The organism is Staphylococcus sp. GDY8P126P, from assembly GCF_017891965.1.
Taxonomy (GTDB): Bacteria; Bacillota; Bacilli; order Staphylococcales; family Staphylococcaceae; genus Staphylococcus; species Staphylococcus saprophyticus.
Window position 1 is genome coordinate 372,695 of the sequence record NZ_JAESKG010000003.1, and the last position, 18,653, is coordinate 391,347.

The 18,653-nt window shown below is 32.8% G+C and carries 14 protein-coding genes and 2 pseudogenes; 6 read left to right on the plus strand and 10 right to left on the minus strand.

Annotated elements, in window-relative coordinates; genetic code table 11:
* Positions 1 to 13: 13 nt before the first annotated feature.
* From gtfB to KA893_RS07115, 9 genes are all read right to left on the minus strand, one after another.
* On the minus strand, positions 14 to 1,339 hold the full coding sequence (gene gtfB / locus KA893_RS07075) for an accessory Sec system glycosylation chaperone GtfB (RefSeq protein WP_037537438.1): 1,326 nt from the start codon (positions 1,337 to 1,339) through the stop codon (positions 14 to 16).
* Entirely contained in the window at positions 1,332 to 2,837 is a 1,506-nt protein-coding gene (gene gtfA, locus KA893_RS07080; RefSeq protein WP_002482058.1) for an accessory Sec system glycosyltransferase GtfA, read from the minus strand. The genes gtfB and gtfA overlap by 8 nt, the downstream gene beginning before the upstream one ends.
* 33 nt (positions 2,838 to 2,870) lie before the next feature.
* A complete protein-coding gene (locus KA893_RS07085) occupies positions 2,871 to 3,059 on the minus strand; it encodes a hypothetical protein (RefSeq protein WP_002482057.1) in 189 nt (62 codons plus the stop codon).
* A gap of 327 nt (positions 3,060 to 3,386) precedes the next feature.
* The gene (locus KA893_RS07090; RefSeq protein ID WP_069821831.1) at positions 3,387 to 4,889 is read right to left on the minus strand and encodes a DUF6056 family protein; all 1,503 of its coding nucleotides are present in this window, start codon (positions 4,887 to 4,889) and stop codon (positions 3,387 to 3,389) included.
* A gap of 1 nt (position 4,890) precedes the next feature.
* On the minus strand, positions 4,891 to 5,838 hold the full coding sequence (locus KA893_RS07095) for a glycosyltransferase family 2 protein (protein WP_210125649.1): 948 nt from the start codon (positions 5,836 to 5,838) through the stop codon (positions 4,891 to 4,893).
* Positions 5,839 to 6,074: 236 nt separating this feature from the next.
* Positions 6,075 to 7,304, minus strand: a complete 1,230-nt coding sequence (locus tag KA893_RS07100; protein WP_069825969.1) for a putative glycoside hydrolase — start codon at positions 7,302 to 7,304, stop codon at positions 6,075 to 6,077.
* A 366-nt stretch (positions 7,305 to 7,670) separates the two neighbouring features.
* On the minus strand, positions 7,671 to 9,656 hold the full coding sequence (locus KA893_RS07105) for a purple acid phosphatase family protein (RefSeq protein ID WP_194375856.1): 1,986 nt from the start codon (positions 9,654 to 9,656) through the stop codon (positions 7,671 to 7,673).
* 249 nt (positions 9,657 to 9,905) lie between these two features.
* Positions 9,906 to 10,121 (minus strand): zinc ribbon domain-containing protein, encoded by a 216-nt coding sequence (locus tag KA893_RS07110; protein ID WP_041080169.1) that lies wholly within the window; start codon positions 10,119 to 10,121, stop codon positions 9,906 to 9,908.
* A gap of 699 nt (positions 10,122 to 10,820) precedes the next feature.
* Entirely contained in the window at positions 10,821 to 12,530 is a 1,710-nt protein-coding gene (locus KA893_RS07115; protein WP_194375857.1) for an ABC-ATPase domain-containing protein, read from the minus strand.
* Between the two features lie 177 nt (positions 12,531 to 12,707).
* Here KA893_RS07115 and KA893_RS07120 point away from each other — a divergent pair.
* The 6 genes and pseudogenes from KA893_RS07120 to KA893_RS07145 all read left to right on the plus strand — a co-directional run.
* Positions 12,708 to 13,134 (plus strand): annotated as a pseudogene (locus KA893_RS07120) (oxidoreductase); the annotation flags it as partial.
* A gap of 68 nt (positions 13,135 to 13,202) precedes the next feature.
* Positions 13,203 to 14,691, plus strand: a pseudogene (locus KA893_RS07125) (aldehyde dehydrogenase family protein).
* Positions 14,692 to 14,916: 225 nt separating this feature from the next.
* Complete coding sequence (locus tag KA893_RS07130; RefSeq protein ID WP_041080171.1) at positions 14,917 to 15,120, plus strand: helix-turn-helix transcriptional regulator; 204 nt, start codon at positions 14,917 to 14,919, stop codon at positions 15,118 to 15,120.
* Positions 15,117 to 15,845, plus strand: a complete 729-nt coding sequence (locus KA893_RS07135; protein WP_041080172.1) for a DUF3169 family protein — start codon at positions 15,117 to 15,119, stop codon at positions 15,843 to 15,845. The genes KA893_RS07130 and KA893_RS07135 overlap by 4 nt, the downstream gene beginning before the upstream one ends.
* A gap of 25 nt (positions 15,846 to 15,870) precedes the next feature.
* Positions 15,871 to 16,713 (plus strand): ABC transporter ATP-binding protein, encoded by an 843-nt coding sequence (locus KA893_RS07140; RefSeq protein ID WP_194375859.1) that lies wholly within the window; start codon positions 15,871 to 15,873, stop codon positions 16,711 to 16,713.
* Entirely contained in the window at positions 16,713 to 17,348 is a 636-nt protein-coding gene (locus KA893_RS07145; protein WP_069827350.1) for an ABC-2 transporter permease, read from the plus strand. Before KA893_RS07140 ends, KA893_RS07145 begins: the two co-directional genes overlap by 1 nt.
* Positions 17,349 to 17,401: 53 nt before the next feature.
* Here the strand turns inward: KA893_RS07145 and KA893_RS07150 are convergent, their stop codons facing one another.
* The gene (locus tag KA893_RS07150; protein ID WP_194375860.1) at positions 17,402 to 18,478 is read right to left on the minus strand and encodes a YkvI family membrane protein; all 1,077 of its coding nucleotides are present in this window, start codon (positions 18,476 to 18,478) and stop codon (positions 17,402 to 17,404) included.
* Positions 18,479 to 18,653 lie beyond the last annotated feature (175 nt).

The following is an 18,653-nucleotide window of genomic DNA, read 5'->3' on the forward strand; positions in this document are numbered from 1 at the left end:
GTAATAAAATGAATTATTGCGCTAATGAACGGATAAATTCAGCTTTGCTGATTGAACCTGCTTGTTGCCATTGTTGTCTCAACCTTTGATCTAAATGAGATGGTTCAGCAACAATATCCCTCAATATACTACTTAATATCTCAAATTGTGCTTCCTCAAAAAGATTGTTCTCTGGCGTAACATCCTTATTGTGAGATGTCTCGTTGTATCCTAAGATGACTAAATTGTAATCAAACGCCGCTCTTACAGCATCTAATATTTCATTACCTTTATTTATATCTAAATAAATATCACATGATTTATATAACGAAATAAATTTTTGCCTTTTGGCATTTGGATATAAATTTACATTGTCATATTTATTGAGGCTTAATAACTTCATAGACATTTCTGTTAAAGCTGCAACATGAAACTCTAGATTTGGATGGGCTTGGACGATTTCTTCTAAATGCGGGATTTGGTCTGAATTTGTCAAAGTTAATACCTGATTAGAATGACGATTCTCTTTCACAAATCTATAAACATATCCTGATTGGAAGATACGATTTTTATATTGTTCATCTATGAGCTCTATTACTTTTTCATACGCTGAAGGACTAGGCAAAATAATTTTAAAATTTCGTTTTTCTTTTGCCAGTGCATTTTCCATATGTTTCATAATTTCAGGCGTAATATCTCCCTGCCAAAAAATAGAGTCGTTTCCAGATTCAGACAAACCATTTAATACGGCAGAAGAAATCGATAGTGAATTAATCATAAAGTTTTCAGACTCAAGCTGCGCAACTTCTAAGTAAAAATTGACAAACTGTATCTTTGAATGGAAGAAATAGACTTTGTTTTTCCAAGTTAACATGATGTCATTAGTCACAAAATTTTCTACCATCATTACTTCATTATTATAGTTAAAATACCTTTTCAAAATGCATTTTTGTGAGTTTGCGTCCAATACCACTTGTGCGTATCGCTTACCTACTTTATTGTAATAATCTATGTATTGCGTATGCCCGCGTTTATTTAACCATTCTACACGTTCAACAATTCTATGTTTATAATTTGCTTTATAAATAATTCTCGCTTTCACCTCATCCAAATTTTTGATAAAGGCAGTATTATTATTACCTTCTATCGTCCAAAATCTTGGAATCGGTACTTCATTAAAAAATAAAGGTTGTGAAGTTGTTTCAGGATTATTCGCGAAAAAAGCGTAAGGTGTTAATATATCATCTGGTAAAAATCCATTTTCTTCAATAACGATTGTTTTGCGTTGCTTACCAACATGTTTAAAAGATTTATATAAGATAATGGCTTTTTTATCAAAAACATCAAATAAATTAATCATATAGCACCTCACTAATCAAATTGTTCCATTTTTGTACGACAACCGGTTGGGTAAAGTTTTCAGCGATTTCATATGAAGCTTGATTAAATCGGCTTGTGTCATTATCGAAATAATTAACAATACCTTCAGCAAGGTGATCTATAATTTCAGATTCTTTATCCTCATTTAAATCAATCGGTATTAAATAACCATTTTTTTGATGCTTAATAAACGTTGGGTTACCATAGTTCACATCAAAACCAATCATACCTAAACCTGAACCGATAGCCTCCATTAATGTAAGACCGAAACCTTCGCTAGTTGAACCCGATAAGAAAAGTTCATAATCTTGATAAACTTGATTTAAATTAACATGTCCTTTTAATGTGATATAATCTTCAGCATGATTTTCTTGAATTAGTTTACTTAATAATTGTCTTTGGCCACCTTCGCCATAGATATCAAATGTTATTTCAGGAACAGATGCTTTCGCTTTCAATACGGCTTTTACTAACCAGTCGACATGTTTTTCAGTCGCTAGCCTTGAGGCTGTAATGATTGAGTAAGGTTTTCTACGATTTGGCTTCACTAACGCACTTAAACTACCTACAGGAATTGTATAAATTTTAGGCTTCCTATGATAATTTTTTTCAAATTGTTGTGCTAACAACTGATTTTGAATATCCGTTGCTGTAATAAAGAAATCAATCTCATGTGCATTCATAAACACATATTCGTAATGATTATTCCATAATATGTATGTATCATTTGTTATCGATTCATTATAATGTTCAGCATGAATCACAACTCCTAAGCGTGCTGATCCTTTATTTTGCAAAACCGTTTGTCCAATATCTTTTGAGCGATCTACAATCAACATATCTTTATCTGTTAAATGCAATTTTTCTAAAAAATAAGCTATTAATGCTTGCTTACCGTACAGAATATTATCCTCAAAAACAAACATACTTTCCTCATCATTAACATATTCGTTATATGCAATGGATCCATCCTCATTATAAAAGGACCTCATATATAATTTGGCCGAATTATCCTCAGGTGCAAAGTACTCAGACAAAACGCGTACATAAGAGTAATAGTCTCTCCTAAGCAACTTGCCTCTAGAAATGTATTCCACTCTATCTACAACATCACTATCTTCATTTTTTAAATAACATACTAAATAATTACTATTGTGATTAAAATGGATTTTTCGAGTTTTACCTTGATCTTCAACTTTAGTGATTTCTGAATACAATGGTTTGATAATTTCATCTACAGTCACACTTGTAGGTGCTATTTTAATATCTGTAAAATACTGATACAGCCAGATGATTTCCTCATTTTTAAATCCTATATTTTCAGTCAATGTTTGAATGTTTTCATTCTTAATAAAATCTAAAAACACAAATTTTATCGTTTCATTACATTTTCTCAATAACTGCGCTCTATAACGTTGTGCATATTCCACACCACTACTCGCCCAGCCAATCCCAAAATTAATATTATAGATTGTCACCTATTTCACCTCTATATGCATTTGTCTATGACTCTATATAAATAACTTCACTAACCCCATTAGCATTAACAACACAATAATCAATTTACAAATAAATGTAAGCGTTAAAAATTGTTTCTTTTCTTTTTGGAATTCTTTATCAGCGTCATATGCGTTTAATTCTGCTTCAATTTCCTTATTCAATTGCTCAAGTTCATGATCTTCAATTTCTTTTTCACTCATATAAATACCTTCTTTTTATAATTTCTACAATCAAATTATAACAAATCCATTGTCCAATACATAAATAACTGTCTCTCTATCTAATCATCTAAAACGTAGATGATTAGCCCCAAATTTGAAGTAACACGTCCAAATGCGATTGTGTCAACACTACTGCTACATGCACTTGTTGCTCAGTTAAACCACATAAATCCCAAGTACTACTGCTACATGCCTCTTATTTAAAGTATGCCTTTAATTAACCATCTTTGGCGACGTATTACAAACTTATTTTCAGAAAAATCGGATAAAAGCTTTTTCTTTTGTTTGTTGTACTTAAAAACAATATTATTTTGATTGTTTTTGGTTACTAATACTGCCATAGGGCACATACTTCACTTTCGTATCTTTTGGTAAGCCTTCATATTCATTAAATAACGTTTGATACTTAGCACTTGTTGGTGTGGCATGATGTAAATAATGTTCAAAAGGTAATTTTTCCATACTATAAATTCTTTGCTTAGAATCTGCGTGAACGGCTTCTTTTAGCTGACTAATTCTTACTTCATTTGCAGCGTGAATATTGTAGAATACCCCTAAATACATCACTGCACAAAAGATAGCTAATCCAGTAATCCACTTTTCTGATTTCCTGTTAAACACTTCCAGTTGCGCAAGTAAAATTAATAATATGACAACATAAATTGCATATACTGTGTAAAAATTACGTGGACCTATGGGTGATACGATGATTAAAGGACCACACACAAGTATGATTGACGCGATTAATAAGTAAAGCGTATATCGAACTTCCTTTTGAGATATGACCGTATGGATAGCCAAGATCAATGCACACAAAAAGATAAAACATACCATAGTATTTAAAATATTAGTAAGTGTAATCATGTGAAAATGTTGTAATTCAAATTGTTTAAAAATAAAAAAATAATATATCGGTAATAGCGTTAAGCCACATACAATGAACCAATATCTACTTGTATATGTTTTCGTCATTTGTCGTGTTTTATACAACATAACAAGTAAGATACCAACGATTATCGTAATAATCACAATTTGATTAAAGAAAATCCAATCCGGCAATGTGGTTGTTACCGTTTTATAAACTTTATCAACGATACCCGTATCACTAGAGACCTGTTGATAATCGCTACCTTCAAAAAATATTTTGCGATAGTTCGGATTCAAAAACATAATGATTGTCCCTAAAGCAGAAATGAACCATCCTACAACAAATTTAGGATGCACTTTTTTATAGAAATATATATGTAATACAAGTGCGATTGCTATGATTAATGTATTAAATAATGTCGCATTTTCAATGAAAAATTGACCACCAAAACACACGCAATAAAAAATGATATTCCTACTTGGTTTATGACTGTTCCGGTAAAATAGTACCGTTACAATAAACCATAGAATAAATAATACACACAGCGTTGCTGGTACATAATTATAAAATCCTGCAAACCAGCCATACGTTTGTTTATAGATTTCATTTGGCATTGTCACCATTAAAATAAATGCCGCTAAACAAATGATAGAAGTCTGTTTATGTTTAACAAATTGACTGATGACCCATATGATCAACATGCTAAAGACGGCATACGCCAACCACCTAAACCAGTCAAATCGAACTGCTACAATTTCAAACAAATTACCAAGATAACGGCCGTTTAAATTAGCAAAATGTTCTTTCAACATTTGAATACCATATTGACTATACCAGTCCCAGTCATCATGGGTTAATGGCGTAAAAATAGCCATTAGTATATAAAAAATAAATAATCCTGTAAGTATTAGATGGATTTTATTTATATGTAAAGCTCTCATTTCAGTCCACCTCGCAATCACTTAAATTGGTTTGGCGTATGATATAGAGCGGTCGTTGTTTTACTTCATAATAAATTCTGCCTATGTATTCTCCAATGACCCCTAATGATGTTAACTGAACACCACCTAAAAATAATACTGCGACAATCGTTGTGAAATAACCTGGCGTCGAAACACCATAACTGACTGTATAAATAAAATTAAATAATATATAAAGGAAACTCATCGCGCACACAAATAAACCAAAGTATAAAATGGCACGTAACGGTTTATTATTAAATGAAATGAGACCATCTATGCCATAATTCAATAAAGAATTAAACGTCCACTTAGACTCACCATCGGCACGCACAACATTTTCATATTCAATCACTTTAGGTTCAAATCCAATCCAAGCAAATAAACCTTTAGAAAATCTATTGTATTCTCCTAAGTTCACTACTTCTCTGATCGCACGTTGGCTCAATAATCTAAAATCCCCTACGCCGTCTTCTAAATCCACATCTACAATTTTATTAATTACTGCATAATATAATTGAGATACAGTCTTGCGAATGACGTGTTCACCTGTTCTATCTCTTTTTGCCACAACCTGGTCTTCACCATCTCTATAATGAGCAATCATCTGTGGAATAAGGGTTGGCGGGTGCTGCAAGTCACCATCTAATATAACTAATGCTTCCGCTTCAGTACTCGCACATAATCCAGCATACATTGCAGATTCTTTTCCGAAATTTCTTGAAAATGATATGAACTTTACCGCATGATCTCGCTGTGCTAATGTTTTAATAATGGCTAGTGTGTGATCTTTACTTCCATCATCTATAAAAAGCAATTCATATTTATAATTGTTGCTGATACTATCTCGTTGCATAATTTCAGTTAATTTGGCATATGTTTGTTCTAGCACTGATGCCTCATTAAAACATGGAATTAAAATTCTAATCATAAAATACAGTGCTCCTCTTTCGATTTTAATTATATAAATATATTTCATATTATACAATATTAAAAGTAGAATGTAGTATTTATTTTTTCATCACTCGGTAATTAATTAAATTTTAATTCTAATGATTCTTTTTATTTTCACATTTAAACAAAAAGAATCCGAAACATTTATTTATGTTCCGGACTCATTTTTTCATTGTTATAATATTTAACATTCAACTTATATGAACGCTCACATTATTTTTCTTTCTTCGTTTCTTCTTTTAATTCTTTTTTATTTGCTTCTACCTTCTCTTTATCTGCTTTAGGTGTGTAGTCGACACCTTCTGTATAATCATTGGCAGCATTCCATAGTATGAACTCATTGATACCATGGTCTTTCAATGCTTTTACTTGATCTTCTACAGCTTCACTATCATAGGTCTTATAATTGCCTTCACCTAAATATTGCGCTGTAAAGTCTTGTAACCATGGACGAGATTTAGGTTTGTTATTACCTAATTTATTTAATACTTCAGTCTCTTTATCTAAATATTTATCAACTGCACCATAGGGCTCTTTGTCAGGGGCGTCATAGCCAAAGTCACCCGGACTCCAATGTGATGGATAGATCATAGATGAAATGGCATCCGTGTTTTCAGCAATTTTAGGGAAACTTTGACCAATACCCGGCGCTTCTTCGACCATTGCTGAATAACCAAATACATCAGCAGATATTTCAGCACCATACGGTTTCAGATCTCTGCGTGCAGTTTTCAAAAATTGAGTTATTGTATCCACACGTTGGTCAACTTCACTTAAGTCACTATCTTTATACTTTCCTTTATCGTAAGTTAAACTGTGCTCTACATTTTCAAATGCTTCAGGAAATCTCACATAATCATATTGAATATCTTTAAATCCAGCTTTAGCTGCTTCTTTTGAAACATTGATATTGTAATCCCATACTTCTTTTTTAAATGGGTTAACAAATTTATCTCCACCGTCACTTTCCCAAACAGTACCATCTGCATTTTTGAATGACCATTCAGGATGACTTTCTGCTAAATTCTTATCCTTAAAAGTAACAATTCTAGCTATTGGGTAAATATGTTTTGATTTCATCTTGCTAAGTAATGGCTTCGCGTCGACAATATCTAATGTGTGTTTATCGATTTCTTTGTTACCTGTATTAAAATTAATCGTGACATTTCCTGAATCATCTTTAACATCAATAACTATCGCATTCAAATCGCTATCTTCTATAAATTTAGTTAATTCATCAAATTTTTCACCTTTTGTTGAATTTGCACTGACGTAAATCCCCTTCACGCCGTCTTTAGGATATGTCACCCCACTGTTTTTACTAGCTTGTTCAGTTTGTTTATCATTATCTTCTTTATTTTTGCCTTTATCATTACTATTTGAACATCCAGTGATGATTAATGTACTTGCAAGTAATGTCGTTAAAACCCATTTTCCCTTCATTTCTTATCCATCCCCTTATCGATTATCGATTCAGACTATTTTTCATTCTATTTAAGCTTATGTTAGTTATCTTATATTGTAAAATTCTTTTTTCTAAATAATTTGTATAGTTCACTATATTAAAGCTGTATTTCTTTCGTTTTAAAGTGCACAATTAGCTGGGTACATTCTCTTTTAAAGCAATGGATTTTACGGAGTTTATGAAAAAAGTTCTAAGACATATATAGTCTCAGACCTTTTCATCATACTATTTAGAAATCATTTCATTTTAAACATCCGTCACAGTGAAGGAACACAACCCGATGCCTACCTGAAGATGTCTTTTATAGAAGACATGCCTTTCACGATATCAATCAGATACGTATTTTATTTATTATCTTTATTAATGCGAACGCGATCAATTGGTTCACCAAGTTTTTCGTTACCTTGTGGCACATGGTAGGTTAATAGTTCTATATAATCTTTCGTTATGTTTACTTTCGTATACGCTGGTTGATTGTCCTGTATCGATTTGGCTGCATAATCCTTTTCACCATCTAATTCATAGAATTTACTGCCACTAGCTGAATTTAACGTTACATAAATTGTGCCGTCCGGATTCGTGTACGTTTGTGGTGCTTGTCCATTTTCATCGCATTGTACTTGTGCATCTTTCCCCTTCATCACATGCGAACGGCTATAAGAATGATCATGTCCTCCTAGTACTAAATCGATATTATATTTTTCCATTAACGGTGCAAATTTATCGCGTCTGATTTTGGACGCTAATTTGTCAGAATGCTTACCTGCCGAATAAGGGTTTCTATGCGTAAGTCCCACAATCCATTTAGGATTTTGATCTTTAGTATCCGCAATTGCACGTTTTAAAGTTTCTTCATGACCTTTAAAGTCTAAACTCTCAGAGTTCAAACTAACAAAAAGTGTATCATTGTGAGTGAAATAAAAATCTGAACTCGCAAAGTTTTTACCGCCATTTTGTAAATTAGGTAGATTAAAATGTTCAGAATATGCTTTGTTGGCGCGATCATGATTACCTAAAGTAGGTACCACTGTAAAATTCTCCATACCTTTTGCTTCTATAAAACCACTATACGCTTTTTCATCCCAAGGTAGATTGACTTGATCCCCCAAGCTCATTAAGAAGTCAGGATCCTGATTTAATTGTGCCATTTGATTTACAGTATTTTGCCAACCTTCATTATCTGATGCTAAATCTCCGGAAGCCCCTAGTTGAGGATCAGCTACTGCTATAAAATTTGTTTCTCCATTATTATTTGTATCAAAACGACGTATAGCCGATTTCTCTCCATTCTCTCCATTATAAAAACGATACATATATGCTTTATTTTCTTCTAAATTAGGTAACGTGGCCTGAGTATAATTCATATTCGGTATATCTTTATTTACTAAACGTTTCGTGTTGCTACCTTGGTGTGTTTGTCCCTCAATTCGTCTTGCATTTGAAAAATCTCCACGGTCATTTGCTTTTGCAATTTCTACATAACCTTGTTCTTCAGATTCGTGATACCAAGTTAAATTCTTTTCTGTATTATCTTTGCCAATCGTCATGATGTCATAACGATGTTCATTGCTTTGTGTTTGATTTGAAACTGTTTCTTTATTATTTTGCTCTTGTTTCGTACGTTCGTCATTATTTGGATAAGACGGTTGAGATGACTTAGATGGTTGTTTTGTATCTTTGATATCCGTATTTTCTGGTTTATCCGAAGTTGCTAATTCTTTGTGAGCCTCATGATGATTATCTTCTATTTGTGTGTTCTCTGATTGTTGCTTTTTCTGTTGTTCCTTTGCAATAACTTTATCAGTATTATCTGTTTCAGTTTGCTGATTATTTCCTGGGTTATGTTGATGAGATGTTGATTGGCTAGGTAACTGCGGGTGCGCTTTTGAGTCTGTATATTGTTCTAATTTGAGTTGTGATGGCGCTTCTTGTTGTTTTTGAGAAGATGCTAAAGTTTCATTACTTTTATCTTGTTGATTCGATGTGAATGCTTTAGCTTGAGGCGCTTTTCCATTATCAGAAGTTGAGTTGTCTTTATCAAAATTTTTATTATTATTTATTTGAGACTGTGTCGTTGTGTCATCTGTATTATGTATTGTATTATTCTGATCTATATTAGCTTCTTTATTAGGATATGTATCTCTTTCTAACTGTTTGTCTGAAGTTTGTGATTGTGACATAGTCTCATCACTTTGACGCGTTTCATCTGTAGTTGGTTCTAACGCTTCTTTCTGCTGTCCTTCTAGTTCCGAGGCACTGGCATGATGCGTTCCGATAAATACGCCAACCGCTGACAAAGTAAATATGATACTCGAGGTCCTTTTTTTCATAAATTAAATCCACTCCTAACTATTTTTATAGATTGCGTATTCATGTTGATTACCACGAACTTAACAAAAGAGTATTAATTTCAAATTAAATAGAAGTAAATGTTATATGAAAAAAGAGCGGATAAGAAATTTAGGAAAAAAGATTTCGTAGTTCCGCTCATAATCATGCGTTCTTACATTAGGTGAAATAGTGCTACTCGGGTTAAATCTTATACAGTTTGTCTATCGTTTAAGCACTTTTTATATTTACTATCCTCCAAAGAACAAATCGATAATATCTGTTGTTCGATTTTTATCTGCTTTATAAAATTCTGTATAACCACAATTTTTACATGTGATTGTAGTAAAATTATTATGTTGCAAATCAAACACTTTAGATAACCCTGAACCTGTAGCTGAAAGCGTGCCTTCTTCAATTTCAGTATGTCCACATTTGACACACCCTTGATCTGATTCTGTTGCCATTACTCCCACTCCTTTGTCGTAAATGTTATTTTTTATTTATCACTAATTCAGGTGTACGAAACTTGATTTGGTGTTTCTATGTATCGCCATATTTAAAAAGACATCAACTCAGATTTTAGTATCCGACGATTGATGTCTTTTATAATAATCATTTTAATTTTATTTTGAGATAATAGACATAAAATACAAAAATTGTTATTAAACCCAATCCAAGTAAAATCAGCGATCCGCAAAAATTATAATCCATAAATATTATTGCGCTTGATATAAAACACGTACTAATCATTAAACAAGTTACAAACAAAGATATTAATGTATTCACTTTATTACGTGGTACCTTCTTTATTTCTATAGATGCAATAATAGATAAATTCTTAGTTTTTAGAATATAAATGGAACATATAGTAGATATTAAGATACATAAAACAGCTATTAAAATACTTATATTCATGTTACTCCCTCACATTTACAAACAAATTTGAATTATAAATTATCTAGTTTCTAATAATTCCCTATCCCAATTTTATAATAAGTTATGTCTCTATCGTACACTACTCATTACTTTTAATTTTTGTATTATAATCATTCAAAAAATGGTATTCACATTGGATAAATAACACAATAAATTCAATATCTACATATAAAAAGAGAGCAATCATTGGAGTTTAATAACCAATGATTGCTTTCTTTTATATCTTACTATTTATTTTTCACTTTTAATCCGCGATAACGATTTAACATCGCGCAGAATTCTTGTTTTCTTGGTTTGGCTAGATTACCTGGATGGTCTTTAAATGATGAAATAGCATCAAGACCATGTACTTCTATAAAGTCATAAAGTTTATCCGCAGCTTGAGATACTGTATCGTGTTCATTTAGAAGATGTGTTTTATAATAATCCACCATTTCTGCTAAACATTGTGTTTGACTATGATCGACAAGCTGTTCTAGTCCTGATATATCAATCAGTTCCTTACCATATAAAATGGAATAGCGGCCTTTCACTTTAAAACGATCTTCTTTTCCCTTTTTAGAGAAGCTGGATTTTAATGGGATTCTATTCGATATATCACCAAATGGTTGTTTCGCATTTATCTGTTTATCACTTTCATCTGATGCAGCTATCTTTTTAGCATTTTCTGTAACATCATTCAGTACATACTCATCCATCATCAACACATGATCTGCCGCTTCAAAATAATCCCCTGAACCCCCTACGATTAAAATAGTGGAAACATCATAATCTTCATACAGTGATTTCACCTTACTCGCAAACGGTGTAATAGGCTCTTTTTCAGGTGCAATCAATTGTTGCATACGGCTATCTCTAATCATGAAATTCGTTGCAGAGGTGTCTTCATCAATGAGTAATAGCGATGTGTCTGCTTCTAACACTTCCATCACATTAGTCGCTTGTGATGTACTTCCACTCGCATTTTCAGTGGAAAATTGATGTGTGTCTTTATTTCCCGGTAAATTATTAATAAATGGACTGATGTTCACTTTTTCAATATGACGTCCATCTTCTGCTCGTATTTTCATTGCGTCGTGAGATGTAATAACATATTCTCTACCGTCATTATCAATATGATTATATACGCCGCGTTCTAACGCTTCGAGTATCGTTGACTTACCATGGAAACCTCCGCCTACAATTAACGTAATGCCTTTTGGAATCCCCATACCAGAAATCGTCTTCCCACTAGGCAATGATAAGTTTACTTCTACACTTTCAGGACTATGAAACGCAACAGCACCCGATAATGGTTTATCCGAAACCCCACTTTTACGTGGCAATATCGCGCCATTTGCAACAAATGATACAAGTTGTCTACGCTCAAGTTCTTCACGAATAAACACTTGATCTAACATTAGTGTAACCTGATTCTTTAGTTCAAACTGATTCATATTTTGATAAAGTAATGCATCAGCTACAATTTTTGGTAGCGTATCTATCAGTATATGCGCTGCAACTTTTCCTAAGATTTTTCTACCAGCTGCAGGTAAACTAACTTCAAGTCGCACGTCGATGTCATGATTATTAATGACCACTGCCGTTCGCTCTAAAATCTCTTGACCACAATGATCTATAAAGATATTTTTGACACTTTTCGAATCTTTTTCACTATGCTTGAATGATTCGAGACTTTCTCTAAACGCTCGCGTTAAGAAATCTGATACTGCAATCACTTTATTTTTTGAATCTAGTAAGTCTCTTGGAATATTTGCAGTTTCGCGATTCATAATGACTCTCATTTTAGAAGGTGGTGCATAAGGATCCACTTGTGCATGATCAATAGCTAAACGAAATTGCTTAAACTGATACGCACCTTTCAATCGTTTATATGCACCATATTTTTGTCCATCTAAGGATTTCAATAATTGCGCTAACTCTGTAGCTTGTTTCAATGTAATGCCTCCTAGAAATGCATTTTTGCTATTTTCCCGCTTATTTAATATTTATTTAGTATAGAATACTAAATTTAATGTGTACAACAAAAGCATTATAACGTATTTAAGCCGCCAACCAATGGCGGCTTAAATATATTTTTCTAGTTATTTTTAGTAAAGTAATTACTTTACTATACAATGGAAATTACAGAATCATTAATTAATGAATTAAAAGAACAACCATTAGATTATCTTCATGTATCACTTATGGATGTGCATTCTCAAACTCGTGAAGGTAAATATGCTGGTGAAGAAAGAATCAAGTTATTACATGGTTGGATAGACGGTCGCATGCTACTCATTGGTATCGGATCTATCTTCACTGCTGAACAAGCTTTAGAAGCAATACAATCACCTTACATTGAGATGATTGCCTTAGGAAGAGAAATTTTGATTGATCACAATTTTGTGAATAAAATTGAAAAATGGTAAAGATGAAACAATCATTTCTGAATTCGATGAAGATCGTCAAGATAAACACGATTTACCACCGAAACTTTGGAAACTTTTAAATGATGGTTTCTATCCATTACCAAGAAAAAACAGTGAAGTTAACGCATAAGATTGATATTTGTCCGAATGTATCTACGATGTTTTAATTAAAAATGAGCTTTAAAGGAGCGATTTATTATGACAATTAATACAAAAGATTTTATCGATGAAAACTATGGTTTATTTATCAATGGTCAATATGTAGCAAGTGATAGTGGCGACACATTAGAAGTACCAAACCCTGCGACAGGTGAAGTATTAGCTAAAGTTGCGAAAGCTCAAGATCGTGATGTGGATAAAGCAGTCAAAGCTGCTCATGATGCATTTGAAGGCTGGAGTCAAACTTCTAAAAGTGAACGTGCTGAATTGTTACGCCAAATTGGTGATAAAATTCTTGAAAACAAAGATAAATTTGCGACAATCGAATCATTAAATACTGGTAAACCTATTCGTGAAACGAAAGCCACAGATATACCTTTTGCTGCGAAACACTATAAATACTTCGCAAGCGTAATCGATACAGATGAAGGTTCTGTGAATGATATTGATAAAGATGTCATGAGTATTGTACGTCACGAACCCAATAGGTGTTGTCGGAGCAGTGGTTGCCTGGAATTTCCCATTCTTATTAGAATCATGGAAGATCGCTCCAGCAATTGCTGCCGGTAATACAATCGTCATCCAACCTTCTTCGGCTACACCACTTAGTTTGATTGAATTAGGAAAAATTTTCCAAGAAGTATTACCAGATGGTGTTGTTAACATTGTGACTGGTAAAGGTTCTGAATCCGGAAATGCCATTTTCAATCATGAAGGCGTTGAAAAACTTTCATTCACAGGCTCAACAGATGTCGGCTACCAAGTTGCAGATGCGAGTGCTAAACGTATTGTTCCAGCAACATTAGAACTTGGAGGTAAAAGTGCCAACATCATCCTAGATGACGCAAACTTAGAGCTTGCATTAGAAGGTATTCAATTAGGTATCCTATTCAACCAAGGTGAAGTATGTAGCGCCGGTTCAAGATTATTAGTACATGAAAAAATTTATGATACTTTAGTTCCAAAACTCGTAGAAGCATTTAAAAATATTAAAGTTGTCGATCCTATGGATGAATCCACACAAATGGGTACGCAAACAAGTAAAGCACAACTTGAGAAAATACAGTCTTATGTTGATTATGCGAAAGAATCTGATGCTGAAATTCTTGTCGGTGGTAGTCAAATCACTGAAAATGGCTTAGATAAAGGGTCCTTCTTCGAGCCAACACTTATCGCTGTATCAGACAATAAAAACAAACTTGCACAAGAAGAAATATTTGGACCTGTCTTAACAATTATTAAAGTTAAAGATGACGAGGAAGCCATTCGTGTTGCAAACGATTCTGACTATGGCTTAGCTGGCGGCGTATTTTCTCGTAACATCACACGTGCACTCAATATTGCTAAAAGTGTTCGCACAGGATGTATTTGGATTAATACCTATAACCAAGTTCCTGAAGGTGCCCCATTCGGCGGATATAAAAAATCAGGTATCGGAAGAGAAACATATAAAGAAGCAATTAAAAATTATCAACAAGTTAAAAATATCTATATCGATACAAGCGATGCACTAAAAGGATTTTACTAATTTAATACAAATCATCAATTGAAAAAATGCAAAGGCTGAGGATAAACCTATTAAGGTGTCCTCAGCCTTTTTTAATACCGTTAAATCCCCTTCTAAAGCATATTCTGCTACATATCATCGATTAAGATTTACAACATTAAAAGTAATTTATGCACGTCATTTTGACTAATATACTTGTCAAATTGACATATATAGTATATATTGTGAGCAAGGAGTTGATAGCATTTGCGAAATCGTGTTAAAGAGTTACGTGCTCGTGATGGCTATAATCAAACACAACTTGCAAAGAAAGCCGGTATTTCTCGGCAAACCATTTCTTTAATAGAGCGTAATGATTTTATGCCTTCCATATTAACTGCAGTTAAAATAGCTCGTATATTTGATGAACCCGTAGAACATATCTTTATCGTAGAGGAGACTGATTTATGAAAGTAGGACGTTTTTTACTTCTCATTTTATTGGGAGCCATCGTTGGTGGATTTATAGGTGGTATGATTAGTGGTTTTAGTAATGTTTCTAAATATACAGATTTACTTGAGCAATTAACAGTGTCATTCAATGCAATCCTAATTCTCTGTATCATTGCGTCAGTCATCAATTTAATTCTTACTCTAGTACTATTTCAAGTACAAAGAAATGCGCTTAAATATAAGCGTAAAACTGAACAAGTACTAGATGAGCAAAAAGCTGATCATTACGAGAAAAAAGCAAATTTGAAATTTATCAGTTCTAATTTAATTTATTACATTCAAATTTTAATAAGTCTAATTACAATGATAATTATAATTATCAGCCACAATACCGAACATACAATACTATATTCTATTATCCCATATTTAGTTACTATGATTCCTTCCATAATGATAGGTTTCTTCGTGCGAAAATTTGATTCACGCTATCCAAAACAAGGCGAAGAACAATATACTGAAAAAATCCTAAAGCTGATGGATGATGGTGAACGGCATATCACACTTGTATCTATGTTTAAAATATACCATTATAACTTAGCCATCATTATTACTGGTGGTATTGTATTAAGTTTATATTCGTTTATTACAGGGGTTAACCAATTCTTTGGCGTATTAATTTTAACAGTACTTTTCATCTATAATGCATTCGGCTACACATTGAAAGTTCGAAAATTTTATAAATAAAAATAATTTTTAAATGGAGGATTTTATGGAACATTTATTAGAAGTACAAAATCTAAATAAATCATATGACAAATCAGATTTTAAACTATCAAATATCTCAATTACACTGAAACCAAATGAGGTCATAGGTGTAATTGGTAAAAATGGCTCTGGAAAATCCACGTTATTTAATACTTTAGTGGGCAATCGTTTTAAAGATTCTGGTGAAATTGCATACTTCGGTAAGCAAGTATCGGGTAACGACGATGCGCATAAAGAAAATATTGGTGTTGTATTCGATGATTTACGCGTACCAAATAAACTAACAATTAACGACATTGATAAAGTATTTTCTAATATTTATCAAACATGGCATTCCGATCAATTTTTCTCTATTATAAAATCATTTGAATTACCAACCGATAATGAAATCAAATCTTTCTCACGAGGCATGCGTATGAAAGCCGCATTAGCCATTGCGCTAGGGCATGATAGCAAGATACTCATTCTTGATGAAGCTACTGCTGGCATGGACTCTTCTGGACGTGAAGAAGTCATTGAAATATTAGAAGATTATGTTGCAGAAGGCAATAGCATTTTAATTTCTTCACATATTTCAGAAGATATTGAACAACTTGCGACTAAATTAATATTTATGAAAGACGGTCAAATTATACTTGAGGAAGATAAACAATACTTGTTGGACCATTATGGCATAGTAGAACAACCTGAAGCTGATTTCAACTTACCTAATGAAGCGATTGTAGCAACTAGAAAGCGTAAAGATGTGAGAGTTACGTTGGTCAATAACCAAAAAGACATTTCAGATGCACGTCCTTTAGAAAGCATAGACGATGCAACAAAATTGATTATGAGAGGTGAAAAATAATGAGAGGTTTAATTATGAGCAGTTATTACTCAAGTAAAAAATCACTTTACACTTATCTTATTGTCTCAATTTTTGCCAGTATTATTTTCGCATTTATTAATCCGACTATGACTTGTTTTTTACCTATGATTTTCTTACTATCACCTGTTACAGATAACATTAAACATGAAAAAGATTCCAAATGGATGTACTATATCTCTACTTTGCCTAGTGGCAGAAAAGCCTATGTAAATGGTTATTTTAGCTTTTATGGCATACTGATATTGATTGGCCTCATCATAGGCGTAATATCCGTTGCACTCGTGACCCAAAGTCTAGCAATGACGGTACTGTCTATATTCGTCGGTATTGGTGGTGCTGGAACGTATGCCATGATGTTTCCATTAACATTTAAATTTGGTCCAGAAAATTCAAATGTTATTTTAATTACGACTTCTATTATTGCGATTGCTTTATTTTTCATAGTTTTCTATGGTGCCATTTTCGCAAATCTTGGCTCTACAACGGGTACATTAAACCCATCAACTATGGGCAGTACTTACCTATTTGTTGGTATTTATGCATTAGTTGGCTTATTAATTTTAATCGTTTCGTACATTGCATCATTAAATATTTTCAAAAAACAAGAACTATAATATGTAAAAAGCTTGTTCCCTGTTTGAAAATTTAGGGAGCAAGCTTTTTTATGCTATATCAGTTTCTTTTTCGTGAATTTATTTTGAATCCATCTTACAAGTAAAGCAAGTGTGATAAATAATCCTAAGTAACCTACCACTTTAAATACAAAGTTTACAAGATCTACGAAACCTACAAAGCTCAAGACATATGCCAATATTAATGAAACAGCTAATAATAAAACATAAGCCTTTGAACCAGGGCTGGTAAATCTATTTAAAAATGGATATAACATGCCAATACAGCTATTAAATATCACTGCAAACATGACGAGTGACATCAGAATACCTATGATTGGGTGAATATCATTTGCCAATAATAAAGTTGGAATATCAACTTTATTCGCATTACCAATATTAGCGAGTAATCCAGCGACCATAATTATTAACAACACACTAAAAGCTAATCCGCCAAAATATGCACCTCTACCTGCAATTTTATGATTATTCGCATCATTACCTACAATAGTTAAAAAGCTAAAACTGTTACCAATGATTAAGCCACCATAAATAATCTCATCCCACCACCAAAATGGGCTTGACGCTCTAGATGGTTCAATATGTTGTGATACTTCTGAAAACGAAATTGTAGGATTTATGATATTCGTTCCGGCAATGATTAATACCGCAATAACTAAAAATGGTGTAACCGTCCCTAGTACTGCAAGAATTTTATCAAACTTAAGTTGTAAAACAACAAACAATAATATAACAATGGCAAGCGATCCTATCCAAATAGGTATATCAAATCCTTGGTTAAGTGCAGATCCTCCACCTGCTACCATTACCACAGTTAAACCAAATAGGAAAAAGATAATTAAAAAGTCGATGATTTTCCCCATAATATTTCCAAACAAATTATTTAAAGAAATATCATAGGAATCTGCATCTACACGATATCCTAATTTTGAGATTTGTCGCGTCCCAAATGTAACGATGATACTTGTAATGATTGCAGCAATATAACCATAATTGCCGTGATTAACGAAGAACTGCAATAATTCTTGTCCAGTCGTAAAACCTGCGCCTACGATAAAGCTAAGATAAGCTAGGGCAATCCCAATCGACGCTTTGTTATCTTTACTAAACATAATATAAGTTCCCCCTATAAAATATGTATAATTGCTATATTTCATAGTGCAACATGAATTCATTTTTTATTTTTAAATTGTTCGAATTATATGATTGATATGATTGATTAACCATTTTATTTATTTCACTTATTGTAAAGAATATTTACTAATTCTTTATTTTTATAAATAATAG

Bases quoted from the DNA above. Each gene is read 5' to 3' on its own strand.
- KA893_RS07145 (WP_069827350.1), top strand. From the start codon at position 16,713: ATGAGAGGTTTAATTATGAGCAGTTATTACTCAAGTAAAAAATCACTT.
- gtfB (WP_037537438.1), bottom strand. From the start codon at position 1,339: ATGATTAATTTATTTGATGTTTTTGATAAAAAAGCCATTATCTTATAT.
- KA893_RS07150 (WP_194375860.1), bottom strand. From the start codon at position 18,478: ATGTTTAGTAAAGATAACAAAGCGTCGATTGGGATTGCCCTAGCTTAT.
- KA893_RS07135 (WP_041080172.1), top strand. From the start codon at position 15,117: ATGAAAGTAGGACGTTTTTTACTTCTCATTTTATTGGGAGCCATCGTT.
- KA893_RS07095 (WP_210125649.1), bottom strand. From the start codon at position 5,838: ATGATTAGAATTTTAATTCCATGTTTTAATGAGGCATCAGTGCTAGAA.
- KA893_RS07090 (WP_069821831.1), bottom strand. From the start codon at position 4,889: ATGAGAGCTTTACATATAAATAAAATCCATCTAATACTTACAGGATTA.
- KA893_RS07105 (WP_194375856.1), bottom strand. From the start codon at position 9,656: ATGAAAAAAAGGACCTCGAGTATCATATTTACTTTGTCAGCGGTTGGC.
- KA893_RS07140 (WP_194375859.1), top strand. From the start codon at position 15,871: ATGGAACATTTATTAGAAGTACAAAATCTAAATAAATCATATGACAAA.
- KA893_RS07085 (WP_002482057.1), bottom strand. From the start codon at position 3,059: ATGAGTGAAAAAGAAATTGAAGATCATGAACTTGAGCAATTGAATAAG.
- KA893_RS07110 (WP_041080169.1), bottom strand. From the start codon at position 10,121: ATGGCAACAGAATCAGATCAAGGGTGTGTCAAATGTGGACATACTGAA.
- KA893_RS07100 (WP_069825969.1), bottom strand. From the start codon at position 7,304: ATGAAGGGAAAATGGGTTTTAACGACATTACTTGCAAGTACATTAATC.